The 12,508-nt window shown below is 33.7% G+C and carries 7 protein-coding genes and 1 pseudogene; 7 read left to right on the forward strand and 1 reads right to left on the reverse strand.

The features are described 5' to 3' along the window. Positions 1-16: 16 nt before the first annotated feature. The 7 genes and pseudogenes from HMPREF3239_RS11790 to HMPREF3239_RS11820 all read left to right on the forward strand — a co-directional run. A pseudogene (locus tag HMPREF3239_RS11790) lies at positions 17-3,047 on the forward strand (DNA polymerase III subunit alpha); the annotation flags it as partial. Positions 3,048-3,377: 330 nt separating this feature from the next. Next, a complete protein-coding gene (locus HMPREF3239_RS11795) occupies positions 3,378-4,607 on the forward strand; it encodes an NADP-dependent malic enzyme (protein ID WP_070855709.1) in 1,230 nt (409 codons plus the stop codon). A gap of 157 nt (positions 4,608-4,764) precedes the next feature. Next, positions 4,765-5,631 carry an acetyl-CoA carboxylase, carboxyltransferase subunit beta gene (gene accD / locus HMPREF3239_RS11800; protein ID WP_053029614.1) on the forward strand — a complete coding sequence of 289 codons (867 nt, stop codon included), beginning with the start codon at positions 4,765-4,767 and terminating at the stop codon, positions 5,629-5,631. Next, on the forward strand, positions 5,624-6,571 hold the full coding sequence (locus HMPREF3239_RS11805; protein ID WP_070855710.1) for an acetyl-CoA carboxylase carboxyltransferase subunit alpha: 948 nt from the start codon (positions 5,624-5,626) through the stop codon (positions 6,569-6,571). The genes accD and HMPREF3239_RS11805 overlap by 8 nt, the downstream gene beginning before the upstream one ends. 283 nt (positions 6,572-6,854) lie before the next feature. Continuing rightward, positions 6,855-7,823: a 6-phosphofructokinase gene (gene pfkA, locus HMPREF3239_RS11810; protein ID WP_053029612.1), complete on the forward strand. Its 969-nt coding sequence runs from the start codon at positions 6,855-6,857 to the stop codon at positions 7,821-7,823. A gap of 18 nt (positions 7,824-7,841) precedes the next feature. After that, positions 7,842-9,602, forward strand: a complete 1,761-nt coding sequence (pyk, locus tag HMPREF3239_RS11815; RefSeq protein ID WP_053029611.1) for a pyruvate kinase — start codon at positions 7,842-7,844, stop codon at positions 9,600-9,602. A gap of 328 nt (positions 9,603-9,930) precedes the next feature. Next, positions 9,931-10,908 carry a tRNA dihydrouridine synthase gene (locus HMPREF3239_RS11820; RefSeq protein WP_070855711.1) on the forward strand — a complete coding sequence of 326 codons (978 nt, stop codon included), beginning with the start codon at positions 9,931-9,933 and terminating at the stop codon, positions 10,906-10,908. Positions 10,909-11,021: 113 nt separating this feature from the next. On the opposite strand, the gene HMPREF3239_RS11825 is transcribed toward HMPREF3239_RS11820, so the two are convergent. Beyond that, entirely contained in the window at positions 11,022-12,383 is a 1,362-nt protein-coding gene (locus HMPREF3239_RS11825; protein ID WP_053029609.1) for an amino acid permease, read from the reverse strand. Between the last annotated feature and the right edge of the window lie 125 nt (positions 12,384-12,508).

Here is a 12,508-nt window from a genome sequence, read left to right on the forward strand (position 1 = left end):
AGAAAGGAAGTCATCAATGGTTGCACACTTAAATCTTCATACAACCTACGATTTATTGAATTCTAGTTTGAGAATTAATGATGTAGTCAAAAAAGCACAGCATAATCAATATGATTCGTTAGCAATTACTGACACTAATGTTTTATATGGCTTCCCTAAATTTTATGATGCTTGTATAAAAGCCAATATTAAACCAATTTTTGGAATGACCGTACACGTAACGGACGGTTTATATACAATAGAAACTGTGATTTTGGCGATGAATAATGATGGTCTAAAGTCACTGTACCAACTCTCTTCTGCGATAAAGATGAAACAAAAAGATGTCATCTCTATTGATTGGTTAAAACGCTATGCAAGCAATTTGGCAATTATTTTCAAACAAGCAGATCAATCACATTATGCCATTATTGATCAATTCAGTGATCACGACTATATATATATTAATCATTCAAGTGATATAACTTTTTATAACCAATTAAAAATAGTATGGCTTGAAAATGCGCGTTATTTGAATGAAGAAGATGTAGAAACCATAACTGCGCTTGAGGCGATTAAAAACAACTCTAAGTTGGATTTAGTTCATGAAACTGAAAGCATGGGAGAACATTTTCCGAATCAAGATGATATAGCGTCATTAAATGTAACGACAGAAGTGTGGGATAATACACTCGAATTGGCCAATATGTGTAATGCCAATATAGAATATCATCAAAATTTACTACCTAAATTTGATGCGCCATCAGGTGATTCCTCTAAACAGTATTTATGGTCTCAATTACAATCGCGTTTACAGAAGTTTGGATTACATCAAGATGAACGTTATATCCAAAGGTTGAATCATGAATATCAGGTTATTACGGAAATGGGCTTTGAAGACTACTTCTTGATTGTAAGTGATTTAATTCATTATGCTAAAACACATGATGTAATGGTTGGACCTGGACGTGGTTCTTCAGCGGGATCGCTAGTAAGCTATTTGTTAGGTATCACAACCATCGATCCTATTAAATTCAACCTACTATTTGAGCGATTTCTAAATCCAGAACGTGTGACAATGCCAGATATTGATATTGATTTTGAAGATACAAGGAGAGACAAGGTCATCCAATATGTACAAGACAAATATGGACACCATCGTGTCTCAGGTATCGTAACTTTTGGGCATCTATTAGCTAGAGCAGTTGCAAGAGATGTGGGCCGTATTATTGGTTTTGATGATACGACATTAAATGAGATTTCTAAATTAATTCCTCATCAACTTGGAATAACATTAGACAAGGCATATGAAGATGAGCGATTTAAACAGTTTGTACATAGAAATCATAGACATGAGAAATGGTTTGAATTAAGTAAAAAATTAGAAGGATTACCCAGACATACTTCTACGCATGCAGCAGGTATTATTATTAATGATCAACCATTATATGACTATGCACCGTTGACATTAGGAGACACAGGTTTACTAACGCAATGGACGATGACAGAAGCAGAGCGCATTGGTTTACTTAAAATTGACTTTTTAGGATTGAGAAATTTATCTATTATTCATCAAATTGTGACTCAAGTGAAAAAAGATTTAAATATCTCTATTGAAATTGAATCTATACCATTTGATGATGACGATGTGTTTAAACTGTTGTCTAGAGGCGATACAACTGGTATTTTCCAACTTGAATCAGATGGCGTAAGAAAAGTTTTGAAAAGATTACAACCTGAACATTTTGAAGATATCGTTGCAGTTACTTCGCTTTATCGACCAGGACCTATGGAAGAAATTCCTACATATATTTCACGAAGACATAACGAAAGTGAAATTAACTGCTTACATCCTGATTTAGCTCCTATACTTAAAAGTACGTATGGCGTTATCATCTATCAAGAACAAATTATGCAAATAGCAAGTAAGTTTGCGAGCTTTAGTTATGGTCAGGCAGACATATTACGCCGTGCAATGAGTAAAAAAAATAGAGCTGTCTTAGAAAGTGAAAGACAACACTTTATCGAAGGCGCGATGAAAAATAATTATGATAAAACAATAAGTAAACAAATCTTTGACTTAATACTCAAATTTGCTGATTATGGGTTCCCTAGAGCACATGCAGTAAGCTATTCTAAAATTGCTTATATTATGGCATATTTAAAAGTACATTATCCAAATTATTTTTATGCAAATATCTTAAGTAATGTAGTTGGAAATGAAGCTAAAACCGCTGCTATCATTGACGAAGCTAAAAATCAACATTTAAAAATTTTACCACCTAATATTAATGAAAGTCATTGGTATTATAAGGCTACTCAATCCAATATTTATCTATCTTTAGGTGCTATCAAAGGTGTTGGTTATCAAAGCGTGAAATCAATTGTAGATGAAAGATATGAAAATGGTAAATATAAAGATTTCTTTGACTTTGCTAGACGCATACCGAATCGCATTAAAACTAAAAGATTACTTGAATCATTAATACTAGTAGGTGCTTTTGATTCATTTGGAAAGACACGTGCAACATTAGTAGGTGCCATTGATCAAGTGTTAGATGAAGTATCAGATGTAGAACAAAATAATTTATTGTTAGACATGTTAACACCAAAGCAATCTTACACTGACAAAGAAGAATTTAGTGATCAAATGATTAGTAATTATGAAATGGAATACCTAGGTTTTTATATCTCTAATCATCCAGTGGAAAAGCAATTCAAACAAAAACAATATTTAGGGATCTATACACTAGGTAATGTCCTAAACAACAAACCGATATTAATTCAAGTGGATCAAATTAAACAGATTAGAACAAAAAATGGTCAAAATATGGCGTTTTTAGTTCTAAATGATAGCCGTCATGTTATGGATGCAGTTCTGTTTCCGGATAAATTCAAACGTTATGAAACACAATTAAACGAGAAGGAAATGTATATTGTGTGGGGAAAATTTGAGAAGAGGAACCAACAATTGCAACTCATTATAAATCAAATTGATTCTGTTGAGCATTTTGAATCAACAAAAATTAAAGAAGCCGCACAGATAGTTTTAAGAAACATTCAACACATAGAAGCTATAAAACAGCAACTCAATGCAGAACCTAATGGCCAAATGATTCATGTCAATATATATAACGAAAAGACTGGTCAACTTGATTATTTAGGAAGTTTGACTAAAACACCAGTTACGATTACAAACTTTATTAAAGGGTTTGAACCGAGTGATATAAGAATTTTATAACTTTTATGTCTAAAAAAATTATGATATAGTAAACTGATGATTTATAAAATAAAGTCATCAGTTTATTTTTTGTTAAAAAATTTTAAATAAAGCGTATATAAATTCATTATACTGATTAAATTGTCGGTATATTAGCAAATAAATAGGGGTTGATTTAATGTCTTTAAGAGATGATGCATTACAAATGCACAAAGAAAACCAAGGTAAGTTGGAAATAACACCTAATATTAAAGTTACTAATAAAGAAGAGTTAAGTTTAGCCTACTCACCAGGTGTAGCAGAGCCATGTAAAGAAATCCATGAAGATCCAAGAACGGTATACGATTACACAATTAAAAGAAATACCGTAGCGGTCGTCACTGATGGTACCGCGGTACTAGGTTTAGGTAATATAGGCGCATCAGCGAGTATTCCAGTTATGGAAGGTAAAGCTGTTCTATTTAAAAGCTTTGCCGGAATTAACGGTGTACCTATCGCTTTAGATACGAAAGACCCTGAAGAAATTATTAGAACTGTAAAATTAATTTCACCAAACTACGGCGGTATCAATTTAGAAGATATTTCAGCACCTAGATGTTTTGAAATAGAGGATCGTCTTAAAAAAGAAACAAACATTCCAGTATTTCATGATGATCAACATGGTACAGCAATTGTGACGATGGCAGGTTTAATCAATGCGTTAAGAATTGTAGATAAAGACTTATCCGATATCAAAGTTGTGTTAAATGGTGCAGGTGCAGCAGGCATTGCAATAGTTAAATTGTTAGATTCTTATGGTGTTAGAAACATGATCATGTGCGATTCAAGAGGTGCCATTTTTGAAGGACGTTCGTATGGTATGAATGATACTAAAGATTATGTTGCTAAATTCACTAACAAAGATAAGATTGAAGGATCATTAAAAGATGTAATCAAAGATGCTGATGTATTTATAGGTGTTTCAGTTGCCAACTTACTATCTAAAGACATGGTTAAATCAATGGCTGATGACGCAATTATATTTGCAATGGCCAATCCTGATCCAGAAATTAAACCAAATGATGCAAAAGAAGCGGGTGCTAAAGTTGTAGGTACAGGGCGCTCAGATTTCCCAAATCAGATTAATAATGTATTGGCATTCCCGGGTATTTTTAGAGGCGCCTTAGATACTGAATCAACACATATCAATGAAGATATGAAAAAAGCAGCAGTTGAAGCAATTGCGAACTTAATAGAAGCTGATGAACTCAACCCAGATTATTGTATTCCAGGGCCTTTCGATAAAAGAGTGGCACCTTCAGTTGCACGAGAAGTCGCTAAAGCGGCTATGGAAACTGGTGTAGCAAGAATAGAGGTTGATCCACAAGCGGTTTATGATAAAACAATGCAATTAACAGATTTGAAATAACCTAGAAGGGCAACAATTTTTATATAGAAACACAGACATGTATAATTGAGACATTATGATATAACGTATCCATAATGTCTCGCTCATATTTTATGTTCGATATTATTATTTCAGAATGTAAACAATTAATGTTGTGTGGTTAGGTGGAGGTTTAAGAATGTTTAAAGACTTTTTTAATCGCAGTAGTAAAAAGCGAAAATATTTAACAGTCCAAGACTCAAAACAAAATGAAGTACCAGCAGGCATTATGACAAAATGTCCTAAATGTAAAAAAATAATGTATACAAAAGAATTAAATGAAAATCTGAATGTATGCTTTAACTGTGATCATCATATTGCATTGCCTGCATATAAGAGAATTGAAGCAATTACTGATGAGAATAGTTTCGTTGAATTCGATAAAGGTATGACATCAGCTAATCCATTAGACTTCCCTGGTTACCAAGAGAAAATTGAAAAAGATCAACAAAAAACAGATTTAAGTGAGGCAGTTGTGACTGGTACTGCCAAATTAGAGGGTATTGAATTTGCTGTTGCAGTTATGGATGCTAGATTTAGAATGGGAAGTATGGGATCCGTTGTTGGTGAAAAAATATGTCGAATTATAGATTACGCTACAGAACATAGACTACCGTTTATTTTATTTTCTGCAAGTGGTGGTGCAAGAATGCAAGAGGGGATTATTTCGTTAATGCAAATGGGTAAAACGAGTGTTTCCTTAAAACGACATTCAGATGCGGGATTACTTTATATTTCATATCTAACGCATCCAACAACTGGTGGTGTTTCTGCAAGCTTTGCTTCTGTTGGTGACATCAATTTAAGTGAGCCTAAAGCATTAATAGGATTTGCTGGTCGACGTGTCATTGAACAAACTATAAATGAGAAACTTCCAGATGATTTCCAAACTGCAGAGTTTCTACTTGAACATGGACAATTAGATAAAGTTGTTCATCGTAAAGAAATGAAAGATACACTTGCCCAGTTATTAAAAATGCACCAAGAGGTGAAAAAAGATGCTTGATTTTGAAAAACCACTTTTTGAAATAAAAAATAAAATTGAATCACTTAAACAATCTCAAGAAAAAAATGATGTCGATTTACAGGATGAAATTGATTTACTTGAGGCATCACTTGAAAGAGAAACTAAAAAAATATATACCAATCTCAAGCCATGGGATAGAGTACAAATTGCACGTCTTCAAGAAAGACCTACAACATTAGATTATATCCCGTATATTTTTGATTCATTTATTGAATTACATGGTGACCGTAATTTTAGAGACGACCCTGCGATGATAGGTGGGATTGGCTATTTGAATGGAACACCTGTCACAGTAATAGGCCAACAACGAGGTAAAGATACTAAGGATAATATTTATCGTAACTTTGGGATGGCTCACCCTGAAGGATATCGTAAAGCCTTAAGATTAATGAAACAAGCTGAGAAATTTAATAGACCTATCTTCACATTTATAGATACTAAAGGTGCCTATCCAGGTAAAGCTGCTGAAGAGCGAGGGCAAAGTGAATCTATTGCTAGAAATTTAGTAGAGATGGCTTCATTAAAAGTACCTGTTATAGCAATTGTCATCGGTGAAGGTGGTAGTGGTGGCGCACTCGGCATTGGCATTGCAAATAGAATTATGATGCTTGAAAATAGTACCTATTCTGTTATTTCTCCAGAAGGGGCCGCAGCACTATTATGGAAAGATAGTTCATTAGCTAAAATGGCTGCCGAAGCGATGAAAATCACTGCAAAAGATTTATATCATTTAAAAGTGATAGACAGCGTTATTGATGAACCATTAGGTGGTGCACATAATAATGTAGAGCAACAAGCGGTTGAAATTAAAAAGGCCTTCATTAATCAATTAGAACAATTGCAATCATTAAGTAGTGATGAACTCGTTGAAAATAGATTTACGAAATTTAGAAATATTGGTTCTTTTATTGAAAATTAATAAAGGAATTAATGACTATAATAACTTTCAAATTTAAATATCAATTTACATCAATTCACTGAGCAATGAAAGAACTTATATAATCTATAATGTTCTTGTCATTCTTAAGCGGGTGGGACGAAAAATTCGTATAGAATTTTGTCCCACCTTTTTTCTGTATCATTATAAATTTTCTTTATAAAACGTTTACATCAATTTTATACACCTATATTGATGGAACACTAAAAAAAATTGTGGTAATTTATTATTAAAGAGAAATCTAGTTAGGAAAGGGAATGTCGTCATGAAGAAAATTGCAGTTTTAACTAGTGGTGGAGATTCACCAGGCATGAATGCTGCTGTAAGAGCAGTTGTACGTAAGGCGATTTATAACAACATTGAAGTTTATGGAATTTATCAAGGTTATCAAGGATTGCTAGATGATAATATTCATAAATTAGAATTGGGTTCAGTAGGGGATACAATTCAACGTGGAGGTACTTTCCTTTACTCTGCAAGATGTCCTCAATTTAAAGAGGCAAGTGTAAGACAAAAAGGTATAGAGAATTTACACAAACGTGGTATTGAAGGACTCGTAGTTGTCGGAGGAGACGGTAGTTACCGAGGTGCCCAACGTATTAGTGAAGAAACTAAAGATATTAAGACAATTGGTATCCCAGGTACAATTGATAATGATATTAATGGTACTGACTTCACTATTGGATTTGACACAGCATTAAATACGATTATTGATAGTGTTGATAAGATCAGAGATACTGCTTCAAGTCATGCAAGAACATTTGTTGTTGAAGTTATGGGGCGTGATTGTGGTGATTTAGCACTTTGGGCTGGATTATCAGTAGGTGCTGAAACAATATTAGTTCCAGAAGCGAATACAGACATTAAAGATATCGCTGAAAAGATAGAAAGTGGTATCAAGCGTGGTAAGAAACACTCAATCGTGATGGTAGCTGAAGGAAGTATGAGTGGTCAAGAATGTGCGGATCAATTGATGAAATATATTAATGTTGATGCACGTGTATCTGTATTAGGTCACATTCAACGTGGCGGTAGCCCATCAGGTGCCGATAGAGTATTAGCATCACGTTTAGGTGGTTATGCTGTTGACCTATTAATGCAAGGTCGTTCTGGACAAGGAGTTGGTATCATGAATAATAAATTGACTGCTACACCATTTGATGAAATCTTCAATGGCAACGACCATAAATTTAATACAGATATTTATGAATTAGCGAAAGAGTTATCTATTTAATTTAGGAGGCTTTTTAAAATGAGAAAGACTAAAATTGTATGTACAATTGGACCTGCATCAGAGTCTGAAGAAATGTTAGAAAAATTAATGAAAGCTGGTATGAACGTAGCGCGTTTGAACTTCTCTCATGGTAGTCATGAAGAACATAAAGCACGTATTGATACGATTCGTAAAGTAGCAGATAGATTAGGTAAAACAATCGGTATCTTATTAGATACAAAAGGACCTGAAATTCGTACTCATGACATGAAAGATGGCTTAATTATGCTTGAAAAAGGCAAAGAAGTAATCGTAAGTATGTCACAAGTTGAAGGTACACCTGAAAAATTCTCAGTAACTTATGAAGACTTAATTAATGATGTACAAGTAGGGTCATACATCTTACTTGATGATGGTTTAGTTGAATTACAAGTTAAAGACATCGATAAAACTAAAGGCGAAGTTAAATGTGATATCTTAAACACTGGTGAATTAAAAAATAAAAAAGGTGTTAACTTACCTGGCGTAAAAGTTAATTTACCTGGTATTACTGATAAAGATGCTGACGATATCTTATTTGGTATCAAAGAAGATGTTGATTATATCGCAGCTAGCTTTGTACGTCGTCCTAGTGATGTTTTAGATATTCGTGAAATTTTAGAAAGAGAAAATAATCATAACATTACTATTTTCCCTAAAATTGAAAACCAAGAAGGTATTGATAATATCGAAGAAATATTAGAAGTATCTGACGGTTTAATGGTAGCTCGTGGTGATATGGGTGTTGAAATACCGCCTGAATCAGTACCAATCGTACAAAAAGATTTAATTAGAAAATGTAATAAATTAGGTAAACCAGTTATTACTGCAACACAAATGTTAGATTCAATGCAACGTAATCCACGTGCAACCAGAGCAGAAGCAAGTGACGTTGCCAATGCGATCTATGATGGTACTGACGCTGTGATGCTTTCAGGTGAAACTGCTGCAGGTTTATATCCTGAAGAAGCTGTTAAAACAATGAGAAATATTGCTGTTTCTGCTGAAGCTGCTCAAGATTACAAAAAATTATTATCAGACCGTACTAAATTAGTAGAAACTTCATTAGTTAACGCTATTGGTGTATCAGTTGCACATACTGCATTAAACTTAAATGTTAAAGCGATTGTTGCGGCAACTGAAAGTGGTTCTACAGCTGTAACAATTTCAAAATATCGTCCTCATTCAGATATTATTGCAGTTACACCAAGTGAACATACTGCGCGTCAATTAGCTTTAGTTTGGGGTGCATATCCTGTCATTAAAAAAGGACGTAAAACTACGGATGACTTATTAAATAATGCAGTTGCAACTGCAGTCGAAACGGGTCGCGTTACAAATGGTGACTTAATCATTATCACTGCTGGTGTACCTACTGGTGAAAAAGGTACAACTAACATGATGAAATTACATTTAGTTGGCGATGAAATTGCTAAAGGGCAAGGTGTAGGTCGTGGATCTGTTGTTGGTAAAACAATAGTTGCAAACAGTGCAAACGATTTAGAAGGTGTAGATTTAAGTGAGTCAATTATTGTAACAAACTCTGTAGATGAAACATTAGTACCTTACATTGAACAAGCGGTTGGCTTAATCACAGAAGAAAATGGTATCACTTCACCAAGTGCAATTATTGGTCTTGAAAAAGGTATTCCAACAATTATTGGTGTTGAAAATGCGACTAAAGAATTAAAAGATGGTATCTTAGTAACCGTCGATGCAGCCCAAGGTAAAATCTTTGAAGGGTATGCAAATGTTCTTTAATCTTTGATGATAAAAGCACAATTGCGTAGTGTATGAGACGCTTAAAGAATCATTATGATTAGTTAAAGTGTACAATATAAAATATATTATTTATGCTACATTGCTAAACCACAGTAGTTGACTAGAATTGGAATATTTTTGCGAAAGATGTTTTTCAACATTTTAGTCTTCGATACGGGAGTGAGACAGTGAACACTGTGCCACTCCCGTTCTGTTTTTGCTTAGAAGTTTAGGAAACTTAGAGAAACTCATTTTGAATAAGTTTATTTTTTATGGTAATATAGCATGGATAAAATTAGAGATATTAATATAAGAAGGTTTAATAATTATGAAAGAAAATTTTTGGAGTGAATTACCACGTCCTTTTTTTATTTTGGCACCAATGGAGGATGTAACTGATATTGTTTTTCGTCACGTTGTAAGTGAAGCTGCAAGGCCTGATGTTTTTTTCACTGAATTCACTAACACTGAAAGTTTTTGTCATCCAGAAGGTATCCATAGTGTACGTGGAAGGTTGACTTTTAGTGAAGATGAACAGCCAATGGTAGCCCATATATGGGGAGATAAACCAGAGCAATTTAGAGAGATGAGCTTTGGTTTAGCGGACATGGGATTTAAAGGTATAGATTTAAATATGGGATGTCCTGTTGCTAATGTGGCTAAGAAAGGAAAGGGGTCTGGTTTAATACTAAGACCAGAAACTGCGGCAGCAATTATTCAAGCAACAAAAGCAGGAGGCTTACCAGTAAGTGTAAAAACACGTCTAGGATATTACGATATCAATGAGTGGAGAGATTGGTTAAAGCATGTCTTTGAACAAGACATTGCAAACTTATCAATCCATCTCAGAACGCGTAAAGAAATGAGTAAAGTAGATGCTCATTGGGAGTTAATTGAAGCGATTAAAGCGTTAAGAGATGAGATTGCCCCAAATACGTTACTAACGATTAATGGTGACATTCCTGATAGACAAACTGGACTAGAACTTGCGACCAAATATGGTGTAGATGGCGTTATGATTGGTAGAGGGATTTTTAATAATCCTTTTGCTTTTGAAAAAGAACCTCGTGAACACTCAAGTAAAGAATTATTGGATTTGTTTAGATTACATTTAACATTGTTTGAAAAATATAGTAATGATGAAAGCCAACAATTCAAAAGTTTACGAAGATTTTTCAAGATATACGTAAAAGGTATCAAAGGTGCTAGCCAATTACGTCATCAATTAATGAGTACAGAGTCTGTTGATGAAGCACGTGCGCTATTGGATGAATTCGAAGCTAATATTACAGAAACTATAGATTGATCTTCGAGCCGACATAGACACTATCTCAACAGTAGTGATAACAATAAAAGGCCAGTAGATGAATTATTATCAATTCATCTACTGGCCTTTTTAGGTCTTAATCAATGTTTCAACTATTTAGTACGTTTTGCAACTTGTCTATATCTTAAGTACATTAAACCTAATAGTACAAACCATATAGGAGTTAGGAAGATAGCATTTCTAGTTGTTTCATTTACAAATAATAAACAAAATACTAAGAAGAAGAATACTAAAATCGCATAACCCATGTATTTACCACCAGGAAGTTTATAAGATACAGTTTTATGTAACTCTGGATTTTTTCTGTGATAATTAATATAAGCAATAATAATTAATGCCCATACGATAATAAATAATACAGTCGAAATAGTAGTTACATACGTAAACACTAATGTAGCGTCAGGGAATATATAGTTTAATAACGCTGTAACTAATAATAATGCTGATGAACCAATGATAGCAAAATGAGGAACACCATTTTTATTTGTACTTCTAAAGATTGGTGGTGCTTGGTCTTGTTCAGATAATCCGAATAGCATACGGCTATTTGAGAATATACCACTATTACAAGATGAAGCTGCCGCAGTAAGTACTACAAAGTTGATTAATCCAGCAGCGAAAGGAATACCTATTAATGAGAATAATCTAACAAATGGACTCTCATTAGGATCAACTTTATCCCAAGGGATAATAGACATGATAACTGCTAATGCACCCACATAGAATACTAAAATTCTTAAAGGTACAGCATTAATCGCTTTTGGAATTGTTTTTTCTGGGTCTTTAGTTTCACCGGCAGTAACACCAATCATTTCAATACCTACGAATGAGAATAACGCCATTTGGAATGACATAAAGAAACCAGATGCACCATTAGTAAATATGCCATGTTTATATAAATTTGTGAAACTAGCATGTCCAAATTGTGTTTTATAAGCAATTAAAATCATCACTAAACCTACAACAATTAAAGCAATAATTGTTATGATTTTGATAATAGCGAACCAGAATTCTAATTCGCCAAATAATTTAGCACTTAGTAAATTAAATAGCATTAATATAAGTACACAAAATAGTGCACTGATCCAGTTAGGAATTGCAGGGAACCAGAAACTAACGTACTTAGCAACCGCTGTAACTTCTGCCATACCTGTTATAATCCAACATAACCAATATGTCCAACCAGTAACGAAACCAGCAAACGGTCCTATGTATTCATTTGTCACGTCGGCAAAAGATTTGAAGCGAGTATTTTGAATAATAATCTCACCTAAGCCTCTCATAAACATGAACAACATGAAACCTATAATAATATAAGTTAATAGAATAGATGGACCAGTCATTGCTATGGTTTGACCTGCTCCCAAGAATAACCCAGTACCAATAGCGCCGCCAATAGCAATCAATTGCACATGACGATTACTCAATCCTCTTTGTAATTTTTCTTCAGCCATAAGACAACTCCCTTACATTTAATTAATATTATTATGCACCTATATGTTCAATTCGACAATTATTTTTCTAATATTTTCTAAAAATTCCTTTAAATTTTGATTAAATAATTGTAATCAAGCTTGAT

The sequence above is a fragment of the Staphylococcus sp. HMSC34C02 genome (genome assembly GCF_001838705.1).
GTDB classification, from domain to species: Bacteria; Bacillota; Bacilli; order Staphylococcales; family Staphylococcaceae; genus Staphylococcus; species Staphylococcus borealis.

Bases quoted from the DNA above. Each gene is read 5' to 3' on its own strand.
- HMPREF3239_RS11825 (WP_053029609.1), bottom strand. From the start codon at position 12,383: ATGGCTGAAGAAAAATTACAAAGAGGATTGAGTAATCGTCATGTGCAA.
- pfkA (WP_053029612.1), top strand. From the start codon at position 6,855: ATGAAGAAAATTGCAGTTTTAACTAGTGGTGGAGATTCACCAGGCATG.
- HMPREF3239_RS11795 (WP_070855709.1), top strand. From the start codon at position 3,378: ATGTCTTTAAGAGATGATGCATTACAAATGCACAAAGAAAACCAAGGT.
- HMPREF3239_RS11805 (WP_070855710.1), top strand. From the start codon at position 5,624: ATGCTTGATTTTGAAAAACCACTTTTTGAAATAAAAAATAAAATTGAA.
- pyk (WP_053029611.1), top strand. From the start codon at position 7,842: ATGAGAAAGACTAAAATTGTATGTACAATTGGACCTGCATCAGAGTCT.
- HMPREF3239_RS11820 (WP_070855711.1), top strand. From the start codon at position 9,931: ATGAAAGAAAATTTTTGGAGTGAATTACCACGTCCTTTTTTTATTTTG.
- accD (WP_053029614.1), top strand. From the start codon at position 4,765: ATGTTTAAAGACTTTTTTAATCGCAGTAGTAAAAAGCGAAAATATTTA.